Consider the following 24,704-nt stretch of genomic DNA (forward strand, 5'->3'; position numbering starts at 1 on the left):
CGCCGGGACGAAGTAGTCTTGAGCCCATGCCCGAACGCCGTACCGTCGCCCTTGTCACTCTTGGCTGCGCCCGTAACGAGGTGGACTCGGAGGAGCTCGCAGGCCGCTTGGCGGCGGATGGCTGGGAGCTCGTCGAGGACGCCGCCGACGCGGACGTAGCCGTCGTCAACACCTGCGGCTTCGTCGAAGCCGCCAAAAAAGACTCCGTGGACGCCCTCCTGGAGGCCAACGACCTCAAGGCCGCGGCCCGAGACGGGGACGGCCGGACCCAGGCCGTCGTCGCGGTCGGCTGCATGGCCGAGCGCTACGGCAAGGAGCTCGCCGAAGCGCTGCCCGAAGCCGACGGCGTGCTCGGCTTCGACGACTACGCCGACATCTCCGACCGCCTCCAGACCATCCTCAACGGCGGCATCCACGCCTCCCACACCCCGCGCGACCGGCGCAAGCTGCTGCCGATCAGCCCCGCGGCCCGCCAGAACGCCGAGGTGGCGCTTCCCGGCCACGCCCAGAACGCGTCCGGTGAGCCGGCGGGGGTCGCCGAAGCGCCCGCCGACCTTCCCGACGGCCTCGCGCCCGCCTCGGGGCCGCGCGCCCCGCTGCGGCGACGGCTGGACAAGAGCCCCGTGGCCTCGGTGAAGCTGGCCTCCGGCTGCGACCGCCGCTGCTCCTTCTGCGCCATCCCGTCCTTCCGCGGCTCCTTCATCTCCCGCCGCCCCAGCGACGTGCTCGGCGAAACCCGCTGGCTCGCCGAGCAGGGCGTCAAGGAGATCATGCTGGTCTCCGAGAACAACACCTCCTACGGCAAGGACCTCGGCGACATCCGGCTGCTGGAGACCCTGCTGCCCGAGCTCGCGCAGGTGGACGGCATCGAGCGCGTCCGCGTCAGCTACCTCCAGCCGGCCGAGATGCGGCCCGGGCTGATCGACGTACTCACCTCGACCCCCAAGGTCGTCCCGTACTTCGACCTGTCCTTCCAGCACTCGGCCCCCGACGTGCTGCGCGCCATGCGCCGCTTCGGTGACACCGACCGGTTCCTGGAGCTGCTGGACACCATCCGCACCAAGGCCCCGCAGGCCGGCGTACGGTCCAACTTCATCGTCGGCTTCCCCGGCGAGACGGAGTCGGACTTCGCCGAGCTGGAGCGTTTCCTCACCCACGCGCGTCTCGACGCCATCGGCGTCTTCGGCTACTCCGACGAGGACGGCACCGAGGCCGTCACCTACGAGAACAAGCTGGACGCGGACACCATCGCCGAGCGCCTCTCGCACATGCAGCGGCTCGCCGAGGAGCTCACCTCGCAGCGCGCGGAGGAGCGGATCGGAGAGAGTCTGGAAGTACTCGTCGAAACCGTGGAAGCGGTCGGCGGGGACGAGGACGAGGCGGGCGCCTACGGGCGCGCCGCGCACCAGGCACCGGAGACCGACGGCCAGGTCGTCTTCACGGACGGCACCGGCCTGACCGTCGGGAGTATCGTCACGGCAAAGGTGGTCGGCACCCTGGGTGTGGACCTGGTGGCCGAGCCCCTGGGCATGGATCTTGAGGAGGCGGCCGGATGACCGGAGTCCCGGCATCCGCGGCGGGCGGGACCGGCCGCCGGCCCGCGCCCGGCGCGAAGCTGGGAGCCGCGGCGGTCAATCAGGCCAGTCTGTGGAACATCGCCAACATCCTGACCATGATCCGGCTCCTGCTCGTGCCGGGGTTCGTCCTGCTGCTGCTCGCCGAGGGCGGTTATGACCCCGCCTGGCGCGCCTGGGCGTGGGCCGCGTTCGCCGTGGCCATGATCACGGACATCTTCGACGGGCACCTGGCCCGGACGTACGACCTGGTCACCGACTTCGGCAAGATCGCCGACCCCATCGCCGACAAGGCGATCATGGGCTCGGCGCTGATCTGCCTCTCCTGGCTCGGAGACCTGCCCTGGTGGGTGACCGGAGTGATCCTCGGCCGGGAGCTCGGCATCACGCTGCTGCGCTTCTGGGTGATCCGCTACGGAGTGATTCCGGCCAGCCGAGGCGGCAAGGTGAAGACCCTCGCCCAGGGCACGGCCGTGGGCATGTACGTACTGGCGCTGACGGGCCCGCTGGCCACCTTGCGCTTCTGGGTGATGGCGGTCGCCGTCGTGCTGACCGTGGTCACCGGTCTCGACTACATCCGGCAGGCGGTCGTGCTGCGCCGCGAGGGAATGGCCGAGGAGCGGACCGCGAGGTGACATACGCGGCGGGGGATTTTCCGGAGGCCGGCCGTCCGGCCGAGGGTGCCGGCACGGGTGACGGAGGCGCGGCCGGGGTGGACACCGCGGCCGGCACGGCGGACACGGCGGCTGAGGAGGTGCTGCGGCTGCTCGCGGAGCGTGACCAGACCCTCGCCGTCGCGGAGTCGCTGACCGGTGGCATGGTCGCGGCCGAGCTGACAGCCGTGCCCGGCGCATCCCGGTCCTTCCGCGGCTCGGTCACGGCGTACGCGACGGAGCTCAAGCACCGGATACTCGGAGTGGACGCCGGGCTGCTGGCGGCCGAGGGTGCGGTGAACGCACAGGTCGCGGACCAGATGGCGGCCGGAGTGCGGCGCGTGATGGACGCTTCCTGGGGGATCGCGACCACCGGAGTGGCCGGTCCGGATCCGCAGGACGGGCAGCCGGTGGGCACGGTTTTCATTGCCGTTGCCGGGCCCGGGGGCAGGAAAACCGCCCGGCTGAGGTTGAACGGCTCCCGTGCGGAAATCCGTAGGGAGAGTGCACGGACGGTGCTCCAACTCCTCTCAAGCCAACTCCGTGACAATGCGCGGAGGCAGGATACGGAACAGAACGGGGGGATTTGATGTTTGCAGCCCTGAGTGAACACGACATCGCTCCCCGCACGGCCGCGGCGCGAGGCGGTACGGTGGGGCGTGAAGGATGCGGCTACACGGTCAGAGGAGGGAGCCACCGATGATTCTGCTCCGTCGCCTGCTGGGTGACGTGCTGCGTCGGCAGCGCCAGCGCCAGGGCCGTACTCTGCGCGAAGTCTCCTCGTCGGCCCGAGTTTCGCTCGGCTATCTCTCCGAGGTGGAGCGGGGGCAGAAGGAGGCATCCTCCGAGTTGCTCTCCGCGATCTGCGACGCGTTGGACGTACGGATGTCCGAGCTGATGCGCGAGGTCAGTGACGAACTGTCGCTGGCGGAGCTGGCACAGTCGGCCGCGGCCGGGGAACCGGTGCCCGCGCCGGTCCGCCCGATGCTCAATTCGGTCTCCATGGCTTCGGTCACTGGTGGGCCGGAGCGGGTGACCATCAAGGCGCCTGCGGAAGCGGTGAATGTCGTAGCCGCGTGATTGAGCGTGATTGAGTCCGTGAGGATGAGTGCGTGAGTTCGTGCGTGTGCGTTTGTGTGTGAGCTGGTGGGTATGAGCTCGTGCGTGTGAACTTGTGAGCTTGCCGGAGCCCCGGGTGGTGCGTGAAGCACCGGCTGGGGCTTCTTGCTGTGCGCGGCGCGGCGCCGGGTGGGGCGCCCTCCCGTACGCGGGCCCGTGACGGGCCGTTGTGGGTGCGGGGGCGAGAGGGGTGCGGGAAGATGGGGCGGTCCGTGTCCCGGCCCCTGGAGGTAGCCGTGCGGCGGTTACTGATACCCCTTGCCGTGGCGGCGGGGGTGGTGTGGTGGTGGGCCGTGCTGAGGCTGGCGCTCGCGCCGGCGCAGTCCGGACCCGTGGAGGGCGCCGTGGCCGTGAGCGGGTGGGGACTGGGACTGCTGCCGGTGCACTGCGTGCCGGAGCCGGTGCGGCGGGCACGGCGATTGGCGGCCGGCAGCCGGGGCGGAAGCCGCGGGGACCCGCCGGGCCGGTTGGACCCGCCGGGCCCGTTGGACTCGTTGGACCCGTTGGATTCGGGGGCGGGCGGGGTTACCAGGGCATCGCGACTCCGCCGTTCGGGCGAAGGATCTGCCCCGTCATGAAGGACGAGGCCTTCGAGGCCAGGTAGAGCACGGCGTGGGCGATGTCCTCGGGCTCGCCGACCCGGCGCAGGGGGGCCATGCGCGTCATCACCGCCTCCGTCCGCTCCTGGGCCTCGATGCCGCGGCGGCTGGTCATCGGCGCACGGATCCAGCCCGGCGCGACGGCGTTGACGCGGATGCCGCGCGGGCCCGCCTCGGTGGCGAGGGTCCTGGTCAGCTGGACGACGGCGGCCTTGGCGGCGCTGTAGCAGAGCAGGCCGGGCTGGGCGGCGTCCACGGCGCCGGAGGCCATCGTGATGATCGAGCCGTCCCGGCCGGCCTCAATCATGGAACGGGTGGCTTCCTGGCAGGTGCGCAGGACGCCCTTGAAGTTGACGTCCAGGACTCGGTCCAGGTCCTCGTCGGTCGTCTCCAGCACGCTGCTGGTGTGCATGATCCCGGCGATGGCGGCGGTGATGTCCAGGGGGCCGGCGGCGTCGACGGCGGCCCGCAGAGCGGCTCGGTCGGTGACGTCGAGCGCGTGCACCGTGGCGGCGCCGCCGGCCCGGGTCACGAGCGCCGCCGTCTCGGCGAGGCCCTGCTCGTCGCGGTCCGCGCAGTGCAGGGCGGCGCCGGCCGCGGCGAGGAGCAGGGCGGTGGCTCGGCCTATGCCGCTCGCGGCTCCGGTGACCAGGGCGGTGCGGCCGGTGAGGTCGTACGGGGCTGTGGGTGAGGGCATGCCGGGACGGTACGGGTGTTCTGACGGGGCGTCAATTCTTGATTTTCGCTTAGGTACTGCGTCGTCCCGCGTGGGGTCAGGGGGTGGGGCCCGTTTGGCAGCGGGGGCACCAGTAGGTGGGGCGGTCGTCCTGGGGGGCTTCGCGGACGGGGGTGCCGCAGCGCAGGCAGGGGCGGTGGGCGCGGCCGTAGACGAAGAGGTTCCGGCCGGGGCGGCGGATGCCGGTGGTGTTGCGGCGCTCGGCGTCGCGGGGGGTGGGGTTGCCGGTGGTGCCGGTGGTGTCCGTGCTGCCGTCGATGTTCGCGGCCAGGAGGCGGTGGGCCGCAGCGGCCAGGCGGGGGAGAGTGGCTTCCGGGAGCGCGCCGACCGGGGTCCACGGGGTGACCTGGGCGAGGAAGCAGAGCTCGGCCTTGTAGATGTTGCCGATCCCCGCGAGGTTGCGCTGGTCGAGCAGGGCCTCGCCGAGGGGGCGGGCGGGCGCGGCGAGGAGGTTGGCGGCAGCGAGGTCGGGATCCCAGTCCGGGCCGAGCAGGTCCGGACCGAGGTGGCCCACGACCCGCTCCTCGTCGGCGGTGCGGAGCAGCTCCAGGACGGGGAGGCGGTAGCCCACGGCGGTGTGCTCGGCGGTGCCGAGGATGGCCCGGATCTCGTGGGTGGGGCCGCCGTGCCAGCGCTGGCCGGTGGCGAAGACGCGCCAGGCGCCGTCCATGCGGAGGTGGCTGTGCAGGGTGAGGCCGCCCTCGAAGCGGGCGAGGAGGTGTTTGCCGCGGGGGGTGACGTCGAGGGTGGTGCGGCCGGTGAGGTCGGCGGTGGCGAAGCGGGGGACGCGGAGGTCGCTGCGGGTGAGGGGCTTGCCGGCGAGGGCGGTGTGGAGGCGGGCGGCGGCTCGCCAGACGCTGTCTCCTTCGGGCATACCGCCATTGTCGCTCCCGCGGGGTGTCCGGGGCGCTGCGCGGGCCTGCCCCCACCCCGCCCCTTCCCGAAACCGGGGCCTGCGGCCCCGTCCCCCGCCGAGGGCTGCGCCCTGCACCCCTCTGGGGCTCCGCCCCGGGCCCCGCGCCTCAAACGCCGGCGGGCTGGGGTTGGTGTCGGGGCGGGGAGGTATGGGGTGGGGCCGGGGCCGGGGAGTGGGTTTGGGTGGCACAGGTGGCGGGCCCGCGGGGTTGAGCCGCGCAGATGGGGTTGGGGTCGCGCCGGGCCGGGGTTATGGGCGGAGGCGGAGGCCGCGGGGGGTGGCGTGGAAGCCTGCCGATTCGAGCGGGGGGCCGAAGGGGGAGGTCAGGGCCGGGGCGGCGTTGATGCGTTCCACCGTGAGGGAGGGGAGGGTGCCCGCGCGGGAGGCCGCCGCCAGGGCTGCCGTGGCCGCTGTGAGGCGGGGGTCTTCCGGCGTTGGCCAGGCCAGGAGGGTCTTGCCGCCGCGCTCCAGGTAGAGGGTGAGCTCACCGTCCACCAGGACCACCAGGGAGCCCGCCTTGCGGCCGGGCTTGTGGCTGGCCCCGGCGGGAGCTTCCGGCCAGGGCAGAGCGGCGCCGTACGCGTTCGCCGGGTCGGCGGCGGCCAGGACCACGGCCTCCAGCGGCGGCGGGGTCCGCTCGGCCGCCCGGAGCCGGTCCACCGCGCCGTCCATGGCGAACTGGGCCGCGCCCAGTCCCTCGACCACATAGCCCCGACGGGCCTGTCCGCTGTCCTCGAAGGCCGACAGCACGCGGTAGACCGCGCTGAAACCGCCCTCCACCCCCTCCGCCGCCACCGCGCCCCGGGTGACCACCCCGTGCCGGTCCAGCAGAGTGCGGGCCAGGGCGTGGGCCCGGTGGGTGGGGTCGGGGGCCTGCGCCGGCAGGAGGGACCAGCGACCGGAGACCGTGGGCGGGCCGGTGCGGGACACGGTGGAGCTCAGCGTGCCGTACCGGCCGCGGGGGACGGTGCGCCGCGCCCGGTGGGCCGTAGCCCCCGCCGTACGGCCCGAGCCCAACAGGGACCGCAGCGGCGCCAGGGTGTCGTTCGTGAGGCGGCCCGACCAGGCCAGGTCCCACACCGCCTCCGACAGCTCCACGTCGGTGGCCTCCGGCCACCGCTCGCGGACCGCCTGCGTGAGCTGGCGGAAGAACAGGCCGTAACCCCCCGCCAGGGCGTCCAGCAGCGCCTGGTGGAGGGGAGTGAGCTCCAGGGGGTGCACCGGGGGGAGGAGCAGCTGGGCGGCGTCCGCCAGGTAGAGGGAGATCCAGCCGTCCTTGCCCGGGAGGGCTCCGGCGCCCGCCCAGACCACCTCGCCGGTCGTCGTCAGTTCGTCCAGCATGCCCGGCGAGTAGCCGGCCACGCGCGAGGGGAGGATCAGGCGCTCCAGCGCCGAGGCCGGGACGGGGGCGCCTTGGAGCTGCTCGACCGCACGGGCCAGGCCGTCGATGCCGCGCAGGGCTCCGCCCACGTGCTGCCACTGCGGCAGGAAGGTGGCCAGCGAAGCCGGCGGAACCGGTTCCAGTTCCTGCCGCAGCGCGGCCAGCGAACGGCGGCGGAGTCTGCGCAGCACCGCCGCGTCGCACCACTCCTGGCCGATGCCCGCGGGATGGAACTCGCCCTGGACCACCCGCCCGGCTGCCGCGAGCCGGTGCAGGGCTCCGTCGGTGACGGCCGTGCCCAGGCCGAAGCGGGCGGCCACCACGGCCGTGGTGAACGGGCCGTGCGTGCGCGCGTACCGGGCCAGGAGGTCGCCCAGCGGGTCCTTCACCGGCTCCGTGAACGCCTCCGGGACTCCGACCGGCAGTGCGGTGCCCAGTGCGTCCCGCAGCCGGCCCGCGTCCTCGATCGCCGCCCAGTGGTCCTCGCCGCCGATCCGCACCCGGATGGCACGGCGGGCCGCGGACAGTTCCCGCACCCAGGAGGGATCCGCCCCTCGCTCGGCCAGCTGGGACTCCGTCAGCGGGCCCAGCAGGCGCAGCAGATCGGCCGCGGACTCGATGTCCTTGGCCCGGCGGTCCTCGGTCAGCCACTGGAGCTCGCGCTCCAGCTCCTCCAGTACCTCCGCGTCGAGCAGCTCGCGCAGCTCCGCCTGGCCGAGCAGCTCCGCGAGCAGGCGGGAGTCCAGCGAGAGCGCCGCCGCCCTCCGCTCGGCAAGCGGCGAGTCGCCCTCGTAGAGGAACTGCGCGACGTACCCGAAGAGGAGGGAGCGGGCGAAGGGGGAGGGCTCGGGGGTGGTGACCTCCACGAGGCGGACGCGGCGCGCCTCGATGTCGCCCATGAGCTCGGTCAGGCCGGGGACGTCGAAGACGTCCTGGAGGCATTCCCGTACGGCTTCCAGCACGATCGGGAAGGAACCGAACTCCGAGGCCACCTGGAGGAGTTGGGAGGCACGCTGACGCTGCTGCCACAGCGGCGTGCGCTTGCCCGGATTGCGGCGCGGCAGCAGCAGGGCGCGGGCCGCGCACTCGCGGAAGCGGGAGGCGAAGAGGGCCGAGCCGCCGATCTGGTCGGTGACGATCTGGTTGATGTCGCCGTGGTCGAAGGCGACATCGGCCGCGCCCAGAGGCGCCTGCTCGTCATCGAACTCGAAACCCGGTGCGCCCCCGAGGTCTTGGCGGGGCGCGGCCTGGTCGAGGAGGTCCATGCTCAGCAGGTCGGCGTCCGGGAGGCGCAGCACGATGCCGTCATCGGCGTGCATCACCTGCGCGTCCATCCCGTACCGCTCGGCGAGGCGGGCTCCGAGGGCCAGCGCCCACGGGGCGTGCACCTGGGCGCCGAAGGGGGAGTGGACGACGACCCGCCAGTCGCCGAGCTCGTCGCGGAACCGCTCCACGACGATGGTCCGGTCGTCCGGTACGTGGCCGCAGGCCTCCCGCTGCTCCGCGAGGTACGCCAGGACATTGTCCGAAGCCCAGGCGTCCAGGCCGGCGGCGAGCAGCCGCAGCCGGGCGTCCTCCTCGGTCAGGCCGCTCAGCTCGCGCAGGAACGCGCCGACGGCGCGGCCCAGTTCGAGCGGGCGGCCCAGCTGGTCCCCCTTCCAGAACGGCAGCCGCCCCGGCACCCCGGGCGCGGGGGTGACCAGGACGCGGTCCCGGGTGATGTCCACGATCCGCCAGGAACTGGTGCCGAGGGTGAAGACGTCCCCGACCCGGGATTCGTAGACCATCTCCTCATCGAGCTCGCCGACGCGGCCGCCGCCCTTCTTCGGGTCGGAGCCGGCGAGGAAGACGCCGAACAGCCCGCGGTCCGGGATGGTGCCGCCGGAGGTGACCGCGAGGCGCTGGGCGCCCGGCCGGCCCGTGATGGTGCCCGCGACGCGGTCCCAGACGACCCGCGGTCTCAGCTCGGCGAACGCGTCCGACGGATAGCGGCCCGCCAGCATGTCCAGCACCGCCGTGAACGCGGATTCCGGCAGCGCCGCGAAGGACGCCGCCCGCCGCACCAGGGCCAGCAGCTCGTCCAGCTGCCAGGTGTCCATCGAGACCATCGCGACGAGCTGCTGCGCCAGGACGTCCAGCGGGTTCGAGGGGATCCGCAGGGATTCGATCGAACCGCTCCGCATCCGCTCGGTGACCACGGCCGCCTGCACCAGGTCACCGCGGTACTTGGGGAAGACCACGCCCGTGGAGACCGCGCCCACCTGGTGCCCGGCCCGGCCCACCCGCTGGAGCCCGGAGGCCACCGAGGGCGGGGACTCCACCTGCACGACCAGGTCCACCGCGCCCATGTCGATGCCCAGCTCCAGGCTGGAGGTGGCGACCACGGCGGGCAGCCGGCCCGCCTTCAGGTCCTCCTCCACGAGCGCCCGCTGCTCCTTGGAGACCGAGCCGTGGTGCGCGCGGGCCAGCAGGGGCGGGGCGCCCTGCGCGGCCCCCGACTGGGCCATGATCTCCGCCGGCGGCGATCCCTCCGGCAGCTTCTCGCCCACGGCCCGCTCGTACGCGATCTCATTGAGCCGGTTGCACAGCCGCTCGGCGAGGCGCCGGGAGTTGGCGAACACGATCGTGGAGCGGTGTGCCTGCACCAGATCGGCGATGCGCTCTTCCACATGCGGCCAGATCGACGGCTTGTCGCCGCCCTCGCGGCCTTCGGTGGCGGGGGAGCCGCCCAGCTCGCCCATGTCCTGCACCGGTACGACCACCGACAGGTCGAACTCCTTGTCCGAGGGCGGCTGGACGATCGTCACCTTGCCGCGCGGCGCGAGGTAGCGGGCCACCTCGTCCACCGGCCGGACCGTCGCGGACAGCCCGATCCGGCGCGCCGGGCGCGGCAGCAGCTCGTCGAGCCGCTCCAGGGAGAGGGCGAGGTGGGCGCCGCGCTTGGTGCCGGCGACCGCGTGCACCTCGTCCAGGATCACCGTCTCGACGCCGGTGAGGGCGTCCCGCGCCGCGGAGGTCAGCATCAGGAACAAGGACTCGGGGGTCGTGATGAGGATGTCCGGCGGACGGGTGGCGAGCGAGCGCCGCTCGGCGGGCGGGGTGTCTCCGGAGCGGATCCCCACCCGGATCTCCGGCTCGGTCAGCCCGAGGCGGACGGACTCCTGCCGGATCCCGGTCAGCGGGCTGCGCAGATTGCGTTCCACATCGACCGCGAGGGCTTTCAGGGGGGATACGTACAGCACGCGGCAGCGCTTCTTCAGCTCCGCCGGCGGCGGGCTGGAGGCCAGCCGGTCGAGGGCGGCGAGGAAGGCGGCCAGGGTCTTGCCGGAGCCGGTGGGCGCCACCACGAGCACGTCGGAGCCCTCGCGGATGGCCTCCCAGGCGCCCTCCTGCGCGGAGGTGGGCGTACGGAAGGCCCCCGTGAACCAGGAGCGGGTCGCGGGGGAGAACGATTCGAGCGCGGAGCCGGCCATGCCCCCATCGTGCACCCCGGCACTGACAACGGGCCGGACCTGCGAGGACACCCCTGTCGGACGGGGCGCGGCACGAGGCGCGGCACGACGCGCGGAACGGGGCGGGGCAGGGGGCGCGGAACGGGGCGCGAAGGGGCGCGGGACGGGGCGCAGAATGGGGGGATGGGGACGGACGGCGGCGGGCGCGGCCGGGAGTGGGCGCGGCACTGGCAGTACGCGGAGCTGCCCGGGCTGGACCTGCTCCGCGCCCACTACGTACGCCACACCTTCCCGCGCCACGCACACGACGGCTACGTCATCGCGGCCGTCACGCGAGGCATCGAGGAGATCGGACTGCCGGGCGGGACGGTGCGGGCCGGGCCGGGGAGCGTCACCCTGATCAACCCCGAGGTCGCGCACACCGCCCGGGCCGGAGTCCCGGAGGGCTGGGCGTACGCCACCCTCTACCCCTCACGGGAGCTGATCGCCGAGGTCGCCGCCGAGATCGGCACGCTGCGCGGAACCCCCGGCTTCACCGCCGACCTGGTGGCCGACCCGCAGGCCGCGCACGCGATCACCGAAGTGCACCGGGCCGCCGAGGCCGGGAACGCGCTGGCCGCCGACACGCTGCTGCGAGGGGCGGTGGCGCGGCTGCTGGAGCGGCACGCCGGTCCGCTGCCCGCCCGTACGGTGCTCGGCGCGGCCGCCGCCGATGCGGCGGCGGCCCGGGCCGTACTGGAAGAGCGGATGGCCGATCCGCCGTCGCTGGGACAGCTGGCCGCGGGGCTCGGGACGAGCCCGTTCGCCCTGCTGCGGGCCTTCCGCGAGCGGTACGGCATGCCGCCGCACGCCTGGCTGACCGACGCCCGCGTCCGGCGGGCGCGCCGCCTGCTGGACGCGGGCACCGCGCCGGCGGAGGCGGCCGTCGCCGTGGGCTTCACCGACCAGCCCCACCTGAACCGGCACTTCACGCGCATCGTGGGCGTGCCGCCGGGCGCCTACCGGCGCGCGCGGACCGCCGGCTCGGCAGCGGACGCGCCCCCGGCGCCGCCGACGGCGCGTCGGCGCGGGCCCGCAAGAACGTACAAGACCGCTCCCGACCGCCCCCGATAGCTTCGGGACGTGGGAGAACACATGGTCACGGAGCCAGCGAAGCAAGAGCCGGGCATATGGCGGACCACGGGCGCGCCGCCGCGCGCCGTGGTGCGGGACGCGCTCGGGGTAGGGGTGGCCGTCGGGCTGTCCGGGTTCGCCTTCGGGGTGACCGCGGCAGGCTCGGGCATCAGCGTGGCGCAGGCCTGCGTACTGAGCCTGCTCGTCTTCACCGGAGCCTCGCAGTTCGCCCTGGTCGGAGCGGTCGCGGCGGGCGGGAACCCCTTCACGGCCGCCGCCGGCGCCTTCTTCCTCGGCACGCGCAACGCCTTCTACGGACTGCGGCTGTCCCAGCTGCTCGCGCTCCCGCGCGCGGTGCGGCCCTTCGCGGCGCACTGGGTGATCGACGAGACGACCGCCGTGGCGCTGGCCCAGCCCGACCGCAAGGCGGCCCGGCTCGGCTTCGCCGTCACCGGACTGAGCCTCTACGTGCTGTGGAACCTCACCACCCTGCTGGGCGCGCTCGGCGCGGAGGCCATCGGCGACACCGCGGCATGGGGGCTGGACGCCGCCGGGCCCGCCGTGTTCCTGGCCCTGCTCGCGCCGATGCTGAAGACCTCCACCGAGCGGGCGGTCGCCGCCCTCGCGCTCGTCCTGGGACTCGGCTTCCTGCCCGTGCTGCCCGCCGGAGTGCCCGTACTGATCGCCGCGCTCGCCGCGCCCGCCGTGCTGTGGATGAAGGGACGCCGCTCGTGAACGTCTGGATCGCCATCGGGCTCACCGCCGTCGGCTGCTACGCCGTCAAGCTCGCCGGGCTGCTCGTACCGGCCGGCGCGCTGGAACGGCCGCTGGTGCGCCAGCTCGCCGCCCTGCTGCCGGTGGCGCTGCTCGCCGCGCTCACCGCCCAGCAGACCTTCAGCACCGGGCACGGTCTCGTACTGGACGCCCGCGCCGCCGGGCTCGCCGCCGCCGGGGTGGCACTGCTGCTGCGCGCCCCGTTCCTGGTGGTCGTCGCCGCGGCGGTGCTGGTCACCGCGGGCGTACGGGCCCTGGGCGGGTAGCGCCGGGCCGGGACGCTTCGCGGGGCGGGATACTGGAGGCATGCGGCTGACGATTTTCTGGGAGCGGATGGCGGAGTACTTCGGCGCCGCCTACGCGGACTCCTTCGCACGGGACCACGTCATGACGGAGCTGGGCGGCCGGACCGTCCACCAGGCGCTGGAAGCGGGCTGGGAGGCCAAGGACGTGTGGCGCGCGGTGTGCTCGGCCATGGACGTACCGGCCTCGCTCCGCTGAGGTTCCGCCCGGCGGAGCCGCTGCTTCGCGGTACGGGCCGCTGGTGAGCCAGACTTGACCGCGTGGCAGCCACCGATGAGACGAACGACCGGCCCGAGACCGCACCGCCCGGACCCGCACCGTCCGCACCCGCACGGTCCGGGCCCGCCGGACCGCCCGCGGGCGGTCCGCCCGCCGACCGCGCCGCCGCGGCCGGGGACGCGGCCCGCATGCCGCCCTGGCTGCCGCGCGCAGTGGTCCTCGTACTGGCCCTCGTCGGCTGCTTCCAGCTCGGCAGCTGGGCCTTCCACCAGCTGATCGGGCTGCTGGTCAACATCCTGATCGCGTTCTTCCTCGCGCTCGCGATCGAACCGGCCGTCTCCCGGATGGCCGCTCGCGGCATGCGCCGCGGGCTGGCCACCTTCCTGGTGTTCCTGCTGGTCTTCGTCGCGAGCGCCGGCTTCGTCGTCCTGCTCGGCTCGATGCTCGCCGGACAGATCGTCGACATGGTGGGGAGCTTCCCGCGCTACCTCGACTCGGTGATCGTCTCCCTCAACCGCACCTTCGGCACCGATGTGTCCCGGGTGCAGATCCAGGAGAGCCTGCTGCAGTCCGACTGGCTGCAGAGTTACGTGCAGAGCGGCGCGACGGGCGTGCTCGACGTGTCCGCCACCGTGCTCGGCGGACTGTTCAAGCTGCTGACGATCGCGCTGTTCTCCTTCTACTTCGCCGCCGACGGGCCGCGGCTGCGGCGCGCGCTGTGCTCCGTACTGCCGCCCGCCAAGCAGTCCGAGGTGCTGCGCGCCTGGGAGATCGCCGTCGTCAAAACGGGCGGCTACCTGTACTCGCGCGGGCTGATGGCGCTGATCTCCGGCGCCGCCCACTACATCCTGCTGGCCGTCCTCGGCGTGCCGTACGCGCCGGCGCTCGCGGTGTGGGTGGGGCTGGTGTCCCAGTTCATCCCGACCATCGGCACCTATCTCGCGGGCGCGCTGCCGATGCTGATCGCCTTCACGGTCAGCCCCTGGTACGCGCTGTACGTCCTGGGGTTCGTCGTGGTCTACCAGCAGTTCGAGAACTACGTCCTCCAGCCCAAGCTGACCTCGAAGACCGTGGACATCCATCCGGCGGTGGCCTTCGGCTCGGTCGTCGCGGGCACCGCCCTGCTGGGCGCGGTCGGGGCGCTCATCGCGATCCCGGCCGTCGCCACGCTCCAGGCGTTCCTCGGCGCGTACGTGAAGCGGTACGAGCTGACGGAGGACGCGCACGCCTCTACGGCCGGGCGTCGTCCGTGGCGCCGAGTACGGCTGCCAGGGCTTCGGTGACGGTGGCCTCGACGGCGGCCTTGTCCACGCCGAGGCCGCTGAGGAGCCCCTCGCCGTTCTCCAGCTCCAGGAGCGCGAGCAGGACGTGCTCGGTGCCGACGTAGTCGTGGCCCAGGCGCAGGGCCTCGCGGAAGGTGAGCTCCAGGGCCTTCTTCGCGGAGGCGTCGAAGGGGATGAGGTCGGGGACGTCGGGCTGCGCCGGGGGCAGGGCCGCGAGGGCGGCGGCGCGTACGTCCTGCGCCGGGATGCCCTGGGCGCGCAGGGCGAGCGCCGCGAAGCCCTCGGGCTCGGCCAGCAGGCCCAGCGCCAGGTGCTCGGTGCGGATCTCGGTGCCGCCGGCCGCGCGGGCCTCGTTCTGCGCGGCCATGACGACGTTGCGGGCGCGGGGGGTGAAGCGGCCGAAGCCCTGGCTGGGATCGAGCGCGCCCTCGCCCTTGTCGCCGATCTTGTCACCCTTGTCGGCCTTGGGGACGAAGCGCTTCTGGGCAGCCTGCCGGGTGACGCCCATGCTGCGGCCGATGTCGGTCCAGGAGGCACCGGAGCGGCGGGCCTGGTCGACGAAGTGGCCGATGAGGTGGTCGGCCACGTCCCCGAGGTGCTCGGCGGCCACGACGGCCCCGCTGAGCTGCTCCAGGGTGTCGGGGTGGACCTTCTTGATGGCCTCGATGAGGTCGTCGAGGCGTACCGGGACGGTCATGCGAACGGGTTCCGTCGAGGGGTTCGTCATGATGCAACCCTAGGTTGACAGTCGGGCGAGCGTCAACTCTGGGTTGTCACTCGCGCGCCGGATCTGCTTCCTCGGGAGTGGGGGAAAGGGGTGTCCGGGCGCCGCGCCAGCGGGTGGCCCGGTGGGTGGGGCGTGGCGCGCTTGACAGGGAAATCGAACATCCATTCTGATGAGTTATCCACAGCCGAACCGGTCGTGGGGCGCATTGTCAGTGGCAGGCATTAGCGTCAATGGCGTGAAGCGATCGACTCAAGCAAACCGGGTGGAACCCATGGCAGGCACCGACCGCGAGAAGGCTCTCGACGCCGCTCTCGCACAGATTGAACGGCAATTCGGCAAGGGTGCGGTCATGCGCCTCGGCGACAAGCCGAACGACCCCATCGAGGTCATCCCTACCGGGTCGACCGCACTGGACATCGCCCTTGGCGTCGGCGGGCTGCCCCGCGGCCGTGTGATCGAGGTGTACGGACCGGAGTCCTCCGGTAAGACCACCTTGACCCTGCACGCCGTGGCCAACGCGCAGAAGGCCGGCGGCACCGTCGCCTTCGTGGACGCGGAGCACGCGCTCGACCCCGAGTACGCGAAGGCGCTCGGCGTCGACACCGACAACCTCATCCTGTCCCAGCCCGACACGGGTGAGCAGGCGCTGGAGATCGTGGACATGCTCGTCCGCTCCGGTGCCCTCGACCTGATCGTCATCGACTCGGTGGCGGCCCTGGTGCCGCGCGCGGAGATCGAGGGCGAGATGGGCGACTCGCACGTGGGTCTCCAGGCCCGCCTGATGAGCCAGGCACTCCGGAAGATCACCGGCGCGCTCAACCAGTCCAAGACCACCGCGATCTTCATCAACCAGCTCCGCGAGAAGATCGGTGTGATGTTCGGCTCGCCGGAGACCACCACCGGTGGCCGCGCGCTGAAGTTCTACGCCTCCGTACGCCTCGACATCCGCCGCATCGAGACGCTCAAGGACGGTACGGACGCGGTCGGCAACCGCACGCGCGTCAAGGTCGTCAAGAACAAGGTCGCGCCGCCCTTCAAGCAGGCCGAGTTCGACATCCTCTACGGCCACGGCATCAGCCGCGAGGGCGGCCTGATCGACATGGGCGTCGAGCACGGCTTCGTGCGCAAGGCCGGTGCCTGGTACACGTACGAGGGCGATCAGCTCGGCCAGGGCAAGGAGAACGCGCGGAAGTTCCTCTGCGACAACCCCGCCCTGTCCGACGAGATCGAGCGGAAGATCAAGGAGAAGCTGGGCGTGGGGGTCCGCAAGGACGCCGCTGCCGGCGAGTCCGGTGCCGAGGCGGCGGGCGCGCCCGCCGACGCCGCGGCCGTGCCCGCCCCGGCTTCGAAGGCCAAGACGACGGCCAAGGCCGCCGTGGCCAAGAGCTGACCGTGCGGGAGCAGGAAAGGGGCGGCGGTGAGAGGCGGGGCGGCCGCGAAGGCCGGCCCGAGCTGCCGCCCCAGAGCCCCGAGGAGCAGGCGCGGGCCATCTGCCTGCGCCTGCTCACCGGGATGCCCCGCACCCGGCGGCAGCTCGCGGACGCCCTCGCCAAGCGGGGCATCCCCGAGGAGGTGTCGCAGCAGGTCCTCTCCCGGTACGAGGAGGTGGGCCTGATCGATGACGCCGCTTTCGCCGGGGCCTGGGTCGAGTCCCGGCACCGCGGCCGGGGCCTGGCCCGCCGGGCGCTCGCCCAGGAGCTGCGGACCAAGGGGGTGCACACCACCCTCGTCCAGGAGGCGCTGGAGCATCTGGACCCGGAGCAGGAGGAGCAGACCGCCCGGGAGCTCGTGGAGCGCAAGCTCCGCGCCACCCGGGGCCTGGAGCGGGAGAAGCGGATCCGGCGCCTCGCGGGGATGCTCGCGCGCAAGGGTTACCCGGAGGGCATGGCCCTGCGGGTGGTCCGCCGCGCGCTGGAGGCGGAGGGCGAGGACGCCGACGACCTGGGCGGCCTCGGGGGCTGACCTTCCCGGGGGACGGTCAACCGATCCGGCTGCCGTCCGCGTCCCGGGCGAAGAGCTGCGGAAAGCCACCCGCGTGCGCGCCCGTCGGCCGGCGGGTCCAGCCAGCGTCACCGGCCTCACCCCGCAGACCCCCTACGTCTTCACCGTCCGGGCCGAGGACGCCGCCGGCAATCCCTCCGCACCCGGCGCCGCAGCCCGGGTGACCATCCCGGCGGCCAGAACCGAGGACCACCGGAATGAGCGGCGCAGCCACGGTCAGTCGATCGCCGCGGTCGGTGCCGGGGAAGGCGAGGGCGCCGGCGCGGCCTCCCGTGATGCCGGTGCGCCCGCGCGGACCGCGTCCGCCGCCTCGTACAGCTCCGCGGGGCGGACCCCCGCGAAGGTCGCCGTCAGGTGCCCGTCCGGCCTGACGAGGAGCACGGTGTGCGCCGGGGCTCCGGGGTAGGCGTCCGCCACCAGGAGGTCCGCGCGCACCGGCAGGGCGCTCACGGCCGCCGCGAGGCGGGGCATCAGGCCTGCACCGAGCCAGTGGCGCCGGTCCCAGACCCCGGTACCTGGAGCGACCAGGACCACCAGCAGCCGGCCGCGGCCCAGCAGGTCGCGCAGCGGGACGGTCGACCCGTCGGGCGCGGTCACCGGTACGTTCGCCACCGGACCGCCCGGCTCCGTAGCCGTCGGGACTTCACCTACGGCCACCGGCGGGGCGTAGACCGGCTCCGCGCCCAGCGGTCCCCGCCCGAGGTGCCCGTCGGTGAGCATGAGTTCACCGCTGCGGCCGGCTCCGGGCAGGTAGCCCCGGATCCCGCCCCCGCCGCGCAGGACGGGCACCGCCTGGTCGGCCGCGCGCAGCCGGGCCGCGACCGCGGTGCGCCGCTCGCTCTCGTAGCTGTCGAGCAGGGCCTCGGAAGCCCCTTGGTGCCAGGCGAGGGACAGCTTCCACGCCAGGTTCTCGGCGTCTCGCAGCCCCTCCTCCACGCCCTGGGTGCCGACCGCGCCCAGCAGGTGGGCGGCGTCCCCGGCCAGGAAGGCGCGGCCGTCGCGCCAGCGGCGGGCGAGGCGGTGGTGGAGGGTGTGGACGCCGGTGTCGAGGAGGTCGTACGGGGGCGTCGTGCCCCCGCACCACGTCGCCAGGCTGTCGCGGATGAGGGTCACCAGCAGGTCGGGGGTCACCAGGTCCCCGCGCGGCGCAAGCAGCCAGTCGAGCCGCCACACCCCGTCGGGCAGCGGGCGCGCGGTGACCTCGGAGGGTCCGTCCGCCGGGCCGCGGTGCAGCAAGGCCTCGCCGGGCCATGGCAGTTCGGTGCGCAGCGCGGCCACGGCGTGCCGTTCCACGGCGGTGCGGCCGGGAAAGCGGATGCCGAGCAGTTTGCGCACGGTGGAGCGGGCGCCGTCGCAGCCGACCAGGTGGCTTCCGCGCCACCAGGTGGTCTCGGCGCCCCGGGTGTGGGCGGTGACCCCGTGGCCGTCCTGCTCAAGAGCGTCCAGGTGGCTGTCGGTGATCAGCTGGACCAGCGGGTGCGTGGCGGCCGCTTCGCGCAGTCCGCGCGTCAGGGCGTGCTGCGGCAGGTGCAGGGGCGCGGGATGGTCCTCGAAGGTGATCCGCCGCGTGGGCTGCCGTCGCCGCACGGTGCGCCAGGCGGCGAAGTACGCGCCCTCGTCGCGCAGCGTCGTACAGCCCAGCCGGTGCAGCATGGCCGCCGTGTCGGCGTGCAGGACGACCGTACGGGCGGGCCGGGGCTCCTCCTTGCCGGGTCCTTCGTCGAGCACGAGGGAGGGCACGCCCTGGCCGGCGAGGGCGAGGGACAGGGACAGTCCGACGGGGCCCGCGCCGACGACGATCACCGGGTCCATGATGCGGCTCCCGATGTCCGGTATGTGATCACAGAACGTATGCAACCCACTGGAGGTGCCTGCGTCAAGTGACGCCGGTCCGGACAACGCCGTGTGGTGCGGCGCAAGAGCTCCGCCGCACCACACGTGCCACACACTACGACTGACCGTACGTCAGGCCTATCGGGACCTCGGGCGGGAACCTCGGACCGGGAGGCCGGGCGGGCCCGCCGGGGAGGACGGGACCTCGCGGCGGCCGCACGGCGGCGGGATCATTCCCGGTCAGGGCCGCCGGGCGGGTTCGTCGTGCCCGCGGGCGGGTTCGCCGTGCCGCCGGCCACGTCTTCCATCTCCGAGATCGCGACCGTCGCGCCGGTGCTCTTCCTCGACGTGCGCAGTCGGCCCTCCAGCCAGGAGGCGAAGGTGGTGAGGGCGAAGTTGACCGCGATGAAGAGCAGCGCGATCACGACGAGAGTCGCGATGGTGTTGCTGTAGTTGGCCGAGATCTGCCGGTTCATCGACATCAGTTCGGCCAGGCCGAGCACCGCGCCGCCCAGCGCCGTGTCCTTGAGGATCACCACGAGCTGGCTGACCAGCGCCGGCAGCATCGCCGTGACGGCCTGCGGGATCAGCACGTGGACCATGGTCTGGCCCTTGCGCATGCCGATCGCCTTGGCCGCGTCGGTCTGGCCGGAGGGCAGGGACAGCACACCCGCCCGGACGATCTCGGCGATGACGGCGGCGTTGTAGAGGACCAGGCCGGTGACCACCGCGTACAGCGGCCGGACATCAGAGGAGACGCTGGTGAACTGTACGTAGAAGGCCGAGCCGAACAGCATCAGCATCAGAACCGGGATGGCGCGGAAGAACTCGACCACGGCGCCGACCGGGACCCGCACCCAGGCGTGGTCGGAGAGGCGGCCGATGCCGAACAGCGCGCCCAGCGGGATCGCGATCACCATGGCGATCGCGCCGGCCTTGAGGGTCTCCAGCAGGCCGGGGATCAGGAAGGTGGTCCAGATCTTGCCGTCGGTGACGAAGGGGGTCCACTTGTCGGCGTCGAGCTGGCTCTTCTCAGCCATCACGGACAGGATCCACCACAGACCGAGTCCGAACAGGACGAGGAAGACGCCGCTGTAGACCCAGTTGCGGGCCTTGGCCTTGGGGCCCGGGGTGTCGTACAGCACGGAGGTCATCGCTTCACCGCCACTCGCTTGGCCACCCAGCCCAGCAGCAGGCCGGTGGGCAGGGTCAGCAGACAGAAGCCGAGGGCGAAGACGCCGAAGACGGCGAAGAGCGCGTCCGCCTCGTTCTCGACCATTTCCTTCATCAGCAGGGCCGCCTCGGCCACGCCGATGGCCGCCGCCACCGTGGTGTTCTTGGTGAGTGCGATCAGTACGTTCGTGAGCGGCGCGACCACCGCCCGGAAGGCCTGGGGGAGCACGATCAGGCTGAGCACCTGGAAGAAGCTCAGCCCCAGGGCGCGGGCCGCCTCGGCCTGGCCGACGGGCACGGTGTTGATGCCCGAGCGCAGGGCCTCGCAGACGAAGGTGCCGGTGTAGGCGCTCAGTCCGAAGACCGCCAGCCGGAAGCCGGTCTCCTTGAAGGTCTCGCCGCCCATGTTCATGCCGAGGGTCTGGCTGAGGCCCAGCGAGCAAGCGATGATCAGGACCGTCAGCGGGGTGTTGCGCACCATGTTGACGTAGGCCGTGGCGAAGCCGCGGAGCAGCGGGACCGGGCTGACCCGCAGCCCGACCAGGATGGTTCCCCATATGAGGGATCCGGCCGCCGAGTAGAGGGTGAGCTGAACCGTCACCCAGAAGGCTCCGAGCAGGTCGTACTGCCCGGAATCAAGAAAGTCGAACACGTTGCCCTGCGCTCTCCCCAAGATGGCCGGTGAGGTGCGGCGCCGCCCACGGCAGGCGGGCGGCGAGGCACCTCACCGGGAAATCAGCTGCCTTCGGTGATCTGCGGCGCAGGCTCGCTCTTGAAGTCGGCCGGCCCGAAGTTCTTCTTCACGGCCGCCTCCCAGGAGCCGTCCGAGACCATCTTCTTGAGCGCGGCATTGATCTTCGTCTGGAGCTCGGTGTCGCCCTTCTTCAGGCCGATGCCGTAGTTCTCGTTGCTCAGGTTCAGCCCGACCAGCTTGAACTTGCCCTTGTTGTTCTCCTGCGCCGCGTAACCGGCCAGGATCGAGTTGTCCGTGGTCAGCGCGTCGAGGGACTTGTTCTCCAGCCCGGTCAGGCACTCGGAGTAGCCCTGCTCCTCCTTGAGGTCGGCCTCCGGGGCCAGCTTGTTCTTGACGTTCTGCGCCGAGGTCGAGCCGGCGACCGAGCAGAGCTTCTTCTTGTTCAGGTCCTCGGCCTTGGTGATGCTGGTGTCATCGGCGCGGACCAGCAGGTCCTGGTGCGCGAGGAAGTACGGGCCGGCGAAGTCGACCTTCTCCTTGCGCTTCTCGTTGATCGAGTAGCTGGCGACGATGAACTTGACGTCGCCGTTGGAGATGAGGTTCTCGCGCTCCGAGCTGACCGCCTGCTTGAACTCGATCTGACCGGGCTCGTAGCCGAGCTCCTTGGCCACGTAGGTCGCCACGTCGACGTCGAAGCCCGTGTACTTGCCGTCGGGGGTCTTGAGGCCCACACCCGGCTGGTCGAACTTGATGCCGATGACGACCTTGTCCTTCTGGTCGCCGTTCGATCCGCCGCCGCAGGCGGTCGCGGTCAGGGCAAGGGTGGCGGCGATGGCCGCGGCCGCACCGGCCTTGGAAACCTTCATGGTGAACTTCCCTCGGGTGAGACGTGGTTGAGCGACGAGCGGGACATGCTCCGTCGACCGGATCACTACCAGACGAAACCGTCAGTGGTGCAGGATCTTCGACAGGAAGTCCTTGGCGCGGTCACTGCGGGGGTTGCTGAAGAACTGCTCGGGCGTGGCCTCTTCGACGATCTTGCCGTCGGCCATGAAGACGACCCGGTTGGCGGCCGAGCGGGCGAAGCCCATCTCGTGCGTGACGACCACCATGGTCATCCCCTCCCGGGCGAGCTGCTGCATGACCTCCAGCACCTCATTGATCATCTCCGGGTCGAGCGCCGAGGTGGGCTCGTCGAAGAGCATCACCTTCGGGTCCATCGCCAGCGCGCGGGCGATCGCCACGCGCTGCTGCTGGCCTCCCGAGAGCTGCGCCGGGTACTTGTCGGCCTGTGAGCCGACCCCCACCCGGTCCAGCAGCGACTTGGCCTTCTCCAGGGCGGCGGCCTGGTCCATCTTGCGGACCTTGAGCTGACCCAGCATGACGTTCTGGAGCACCGTCTTGTGCGCGAAGAGGTTGAACGACTGGAACACCATGCCCACGTCGGCGCGCAGCCTGGCCAGTTCCTTGCCCTCGGCCGGCAGCGGCTTCCCGTCGAGCGTGATGGTGCCCGAGTCGATCGTCTCCAGGCGGTTGATGGTCCGGCACAGCGTCGACTTGCCCGATCCCGAAGGACCGATCACGACGACGACCTCACCGCGGGCGATGCTCAGATCGATGTCCTGAAGCACGTGCAGCGCGCCGAAGTGCTTGTTGACGTTGCTCAGTACGACCAGGTCGTCCGCGGCACCGGCCGCTTCCTGCACGTCCTTGGCCACTGATACTCCGCTCATCGGCTTCTTGCTCCGTCCTCCGTCGGTTGGGAGGACAGTAGTGACGACATGCGCACAACGTCATCACATCTGAGGGAGAATTGAGCATAACGATACGGCCTCAACCGGATACCCTCCGTGCGCACGCCCGCGCCGCTCCCCATCCACTCGTACCGGGTGCATAACGGAAGCGCCGTCGGACCGGAACCCCCTTGACGTGGGAGTCCGCATCGGCGTGGATGCAGGGTGGTCATCTGTACGGAAGCCGAAGAGGACGAAGAGGAGAGGGGGACGCCATGAGGCTGCTGCTCGTCGAGGACGACGACCACGTCGCCGCCGCCCTGTCCGCGATCCTAGCCCGGCACGGCTTCCAGGTGACCCACGCCCGCAGCGGCGAAGAGGCCCTCCAGGCACTGCTGCCCGCCGGATCCCCGCCCTGCGTTTCTCCCTACGGTGTGATCCTGCTCGACCTCGGCCTGCCCGACCAGGACGGCTACGAGGTGTGCGGCAAGATCCGCAAGCGCACCGCCACGCCCGTCATCATGGTGACCGCGCGGGCCGACGTCCGCTCCCGCATCCACGGCCTGAACATGGGCGCCGACGACTACGTGGTCAAGCCGTACGACACCGGCGAACTCCTCGCCCGCATCCACGCCGTCGCCCGCCGCACCGGCGCCTCCGAGGAGGCCGCCGCCAACGGCACCGGTGCGCCCGCCGTGGTCCGGCTCGGACCGGTGAGCATCGAGCTGCCCACCCGCCGGGTCAGCGTCGGCGGCGCCGACGTGCCCCTCACCCGCAAGGAATTCGACCTGCTGGCCCTGCTCGCGCAGCGCCCCGGCGTGGTCTTCCGCCGCGAGCAGATCATCAGCGAGGTCTGGCGCACCAGCTGGGAGGGGACCGGGCGGACCCTGGAGGTCCACGTCGCCTCGCTGCGCTCCAAGCTGGGCCTGCCCGCGCTCATCGAGACGGTCCGCGGGGTGGGCTACCGGCTCGTCACCCCGGCCGCCCCCTAGCGGGCCCTGTCGTGCGCGCCCGGCTGCTCCCGCTGCTCGTCGTCCTCATGGCGGGCGTGCTCCTCGCCCTCGGCTTCCCGCTCGCCGTGAGCCTGGCCGCCGGGCAGCAGCAGCACGTGGTGGTCGACCGGATCGACGACAGCGCCCGGTTCGCCGCCCTCGCCCAGTTCGTCATCGACGCGGAGGGCTCCGGATCCACCGGCGCCGACGAGCGCCGCGAGACCCTCCGGCTCGAACTCGCCCGCTACCAGGAGCTGTACGGCATCCGCGTCGGCATCTTCTACCGCGATGACAACGCCCTGGAGCGGGCCCCCGGCTGGTGGCAGCTGCCGGAGGCGGGCGAGGACCGCCTCGCCTTCGAGGCGGCGCTCGCCGGGCGGCGCAGCCACGACCCCGCCCAGGTCTGGCCCTGGCAGAGCGACGGCAAGCTCCTCGTCGCCTCCCCGGTCGTCCTCGACGGGGACGTCGTCGCCGTCGTCGCGACCGAATCGCCCACCGACCAGATGCGGGGCCGCATCCTCCGGGGCTGGCTGATCATCGCGGGCGGGCTCAGCGCCGCCATGCTGCTGGCCTTCGGTGCGGCCCTGCGCCTGACCAGCTGGGTGCTCAAGCCCGTGCGGACCCTGGACGTGGCGGCCCACGGCATCGCCACCGGGCGGATGAACTCCCGCGTCGCCGCCGCGGGCGGCCCCCCGGAACTCCAGCGCCTGGCCCGCTCGTTCAACGAGATGGCCGACAGCGTCGAAGAGGTACTGGAGCAGCAGCGGGCGTTCGTCGCCGACGCCTCCCACCAACTGCGCAACCCGCTCGCCGCGCTACTCCTGCGGATCGAACTGCTCGCCCTCGAACTGCCCGAGGGGAACGAGGAGATCGCCTCCGTGCGCACCGAGGGCAAGCGCCTGACACAGGTCCTGGACGACCTGCTCGACCTGGCGCTGGCCGAGCACGCATCCGCCGAGATCAGCCTCACCGACGTCGGCGCGCTGGCCGCCGAGCGGGTGGCCGCCTGGCGCCCGTACGCGGAGGAGAAGGGCGTACGGCTCACCAGCACGGGCCGCACCGCCGTCACGGGCTGGGCCGACCCCATCGCCCTCTCCAGCGCGCTCGACGCCGTCATCGACAACGCCCTCAAGTTCACCCCCGCCGGTGAGGAGGTCGAGGTGTCGGTCCTCGCGGAAGGGCGCTCCGTACGCGTCGTCGTCGCCGACCGGGGGCCCGGCCTCACCGAGGAGGAGCTGCTGCGCGTGGGGGACCGGTTCTGGCGCAGCGGCCGCCACCAGAACGTCAAGGGTTCCGGACTCGGCCTGTCGATCTCCCGCGCCCTGCTCGCCGCCGGCGGCGGGTCCCTCTCGTACGAGACGAACCCGCCGCACGGGCTGCGTGTCACGGTGGCCGTCCCGCGCACCGCCCCCCACGGCTCCTCCTGACC

The 24,704-nt window shown here is 72.5% G+C and carries 21 protein-coding genes and 1 pseudogene; 13 read left to right on the forward strand and 9 right to left on the reverse strand.

Annotated elements, in window-relative coordinates; all coding sequences use genetic code 11:
* Positions 1-26: 26 nt before the first annotated feature.
* From rimO to ACWDX7_RS16910, 4 genes are all read left to right on the forward strand, one after another.
* Positions 27-1,556 (forward strand): 30S ribosomal protein S12 methylthiotransferase RimO, encoded by a 1,530-nt coding sequence (gene rimO, locus ACWDX7_RS16895; protein ID WP_451492422.1) that lies wholly within the window; start codon positions 27-29, stop codon positions 1,554-1,556.
* Positions 1,553-2,209: a CDP-diacylglycerol--glycerol-3-phosphate 3-phosphatidyltransferase gene (gene pgsA, locus ACWDX7_RS16900; protein ID WP_451492421.1), complete on the forward strand. Its 657-nt coding sequence runs from the start codon at positions 1,553-1,555 to the stop codon at positions 2,207-2,209. The genes rimO and pgsA overlap by 4 nt, the downstream gene beginning before the upstream one ends.
* Before the next feature lie 77 nt (positions 2,210-2,286).
* Complete coding sequence (locus tag ACWDX7_RS16905; RefSeq protein ID WP_451492420.1) at positions 2,287-2,817, forward strand: CinA family protein; 531 nt, start codon at positions 2,287-2,289, stop codon at positions 2,815-2,817.
* A 109-nt stretch (positions 2,818-2,926) separates the two neighbouring features.
* Positions 2,927-3,307: a helix-turn-helix domain-containing protein gene (locus tag ACWDX7_RS16910; RefSeq protein ID WP_451492419.1), complete on the forward strand. Its 381-nt coding sequence runs from the start codon at positions 2,927-2,929 to the stop codon at positions 3,305-3,307.
* Positions 3,308-3,871: 564 nt separating this feature from the next.
* Here the strand turns inward: ACWDX7_RS16910 and ACWDX7_RS16915 are convergent.
* From ACWDX7_RS16915 to ACWDX7_RS16925, 3 genes are all read right to left on the reverse strand, one after another.
* Complete coding sequence (locus ACWDX7_RS16915; RefSeq protein ID WP_451492418.1) at positions 3,872-4,642, reverse strand: SDR family NAD(P)-dependent oxidoreductase; 771 nt, start codon at positions 4,640-4,642, stop codon at positions 3,872-3,874.
* A gap of 76 nt (positions 4,643-4,718) precedes the next feature.
* Entirely contained in the window at positions 4,719-5,555 is an 837-nt protein-coding gene (locus ACWDX7_RS16920) for a DNA-formamidopyrimidine glycosylase family protein (RefSeq protein WP_451492417.1), read from the reverse strand.
* A 291-nt stretch (positions 5,556-5,846) separates the two neighbouring features.
* Positions 5,847-10,451, reverse strand: coding sequence for a DEAD/DEAH box helicase (locus tag ACWDX7_RS16925; RefSeq protein WP_451492416.1), 4,605 nt, complete (start codon positions 10,449-10,451; stop codon positions 5,847-5,849).
* Positions 10,452-10,613: 162 nt separating this feature from the next.
* Here ACWDX7_RS16925 and ACWDX7_RS16930 point away from each other — a divergent pair, with 162 nt between their 5' ends.
* From ACWDX7_RS16930 to ACWDX7_RS16950, 5 genes are all read left to right on the forward strand, one after another.
* Positions 10,614-11,543 carry an AraC family transcriptional regulator gene (locus tag ACWDX7_RS16930; protein WP_451492415.1) on the forward strand — a complete coding sequence of 310 codons (930 nt, stop codon included), beginning with the start codon at positions 10,614-10,616 and terminating at the stop codon, positions 11,541-11,543.
* Between the two features lie 21 nt (positions 11,544-11,564).
* On the forward strand, positions 11,565-12,278 hold the full coding sequence (locus ACWDX7_RS16935; RefSeq protein WP_451492414.1) for an AzlC family ABC transporter permease: 714 nt from the start codon (positions 11,565-11,567) through the stop codon (positions 12,276-12,278).
* The gene (locus tag ACWDX7_RS16940; protein WP_451492413.1) at positions 12,275-12,583 is read left to right on the forward strand and encodes an AzlD domain-containing protein; all 309 of its coding nucleotides are present in this window, start codon (positions 12,275-12,277) and stop codon (positions 12,581-12,583) included. The genes ACWDX7_RS16935 and ACWDX7_RS16940 overlap by 4 nt, the downstream gene beginning before the upstream one ends.
* Before the next feature lie 40 nt (positions 12,584-12,623).
* A complete protein-coding gene (locus tag ACWDX7_RS16945; protein ID WP_190186251.1) occupies positions 12,624-12,818 on the forward strand; it encodes a DUF3046 domain-containing protein in 195 nt (64 codons plus the stop codon).
* A 209-nt stretch (positions 12,819-13,027) separates the two neighbouring features.
* Positions 13,028-14,122 carry an AI-2E family transporter gene (locus ACWDX7_RS16950; protein ID WP_451492432.1) on the forward strand — a complete coding sequence of 365 codons (1,095 nt, stop codon included), beginning with the start codon at positions 13,028-13,030 and terminating at the stop codon, positions 14,120-14,122.
* On the opposite strand, the gene ACWDX7_RS16955 is transcribed toward ACWDX7_RS16950, so the two are convergent.
* Entirely contained in the window at positions 14,070-14,849 is a 780-nt protein-coding gene (locus ACWDX7_RS16955; protein WP_451492412.1) for a Clp protease N-terminal domain-containing protein, read from the reverse strand. The genes ACWDX7_RS16950 and ACWDX7_RS16955 overlap by 53 nt on opposite strands.
* Before the next feature lie 271 nt (positions 14,850-15,120).
* On the opposite strand from ACWDX7_RS16955, the gene recA reads away from it, so the two are divergent.
* Complete coding sequence (recA, locus tag ACWDX7_RS16960; protein ID WP_451492411.1) at positions 15,121-16,239, forward strand: recombinase RecA; 1,119 nt, start codon at positions 15,121-15,123, stop codon at positions 16,237-16,239.
* Positions 16,131-16,811, forward strand: a pseudogene (gene recX / locus ACWDX7_RS16965) (recombination regulator RecX); the annotation flags it as partial. The gene recA and the pseudogene recX, both read left to right, overlap by 109 nt.
* Positions 16,812-17,066: 255 nt before the next feature.
* On the opposite strand, the gene ACWDX7_RS16970 reads toward recX, so the two are convergent.
* The 5 genes from ACWDX7_RS16970 to ACWDX7_RS16990 all read right to left on the reverse strand — a co-directional run bounded on the left by ACWDX7_RS16970 (position 17,067) and on the right by ACWDX7_RS16990 (position 22,283).
* Positions 17,067-18,662: an FAD-dependent oxidoreductase gene (locus ACWDX7_RS16970; protein ID WP_451492410.1), complete on the reverse strand. Its 1,596-nt coding sequence runs from the start codon at positions 18,660-18,662 to the stop codon at positions 17,067-17,069.
* Between the two features lie 251 nt (positions 18,663-18,913).
* Positions 18,914-19,837: an amino acid ABC transporter permease gene (locus tag ACWDX7_RS16975; RefSeq protein WP_451492409.1), complete on the reverse strand. Its 924-nt coding sequence runs from the start codon at positions 19,835-19,837 to the stop codon at positions 18,914-18,916.
* Complete coding sequence (locus ACWDX7_RS16980; protein ID WP_451492408.1) at positions 19,834-20,508, reverse strand: amino acid ABC transporter permease; 675 nt, start codon at positions 20,506-20,508, stop codon at positions 19,834-19,836. Before ACWDX7_RS16980 ends, ACWDX7_RS16975 begins: the two co-directional genes overlap by 4 nt.
* 83 nt (positions 20,509-20,591) lie before the next feature.
* On the reverse strand, positions 20,592-21,416 hold the full coding sequence (locus ACWDX7_RS16985; RefSeq protein ID WP_451492407.1) for a glutamate ABC transporter substrate-binding protein: 825 nt from the start codon (positions 21,414-21,416) through the stop codon (positions 20,592-20,594).
* A gap of 81 nt (positions 21,417-21,497) precedes the next feature.
* Positions 21,498-22,283 (reverse strand): amino acid ABC transporter ATP-binding protein, encoded by a 786-nt coding sequence (locus tag ACWDX7_RS16990; RefSeq protein WP_451492406.1) that lies wholly within the window; start codon positions 22,281-22,283, stop codon positions 21,498-21,500.
* 275 nt (positions 22,284-22,558) lie between these two features.
* Between ACWDX7_RS16990 and ACWDX7_RS16995 the strand changes: the two genes are divergently transcribed.
* Together ACWDX7_RS16995 and ACWDX7_RS17000 are read left to right on the forward strand one after the other, a co-directional pair.
* On the forward strand, positions 22,559-23,275 hold the full coding sequence (locus ACWDX7_RS16995) for a response regulator transcription factor (RefSeq protein WP_451492405.1): 717 nt from the start codon (positions 22,559-22,561) through the stop codon (positions 23,273-23,275).
* Positions 23,276-23,286: 11 nt separating this feature from the next.
* Entirely contained in the window at positions 23,287-24,702 is a 1,416-nt protein-coding gene (locus ACWDX7_RS17000) for an ATP-binding protein (RefSeq protein WP_451492404.1), read from the forward strand.
* Positions 24,703-24,704: the final 2 nt, after the last annotated feature.

It is taken from the genome of Streptomyces sp. NPDC003034 (assembly GCF_053591375.1).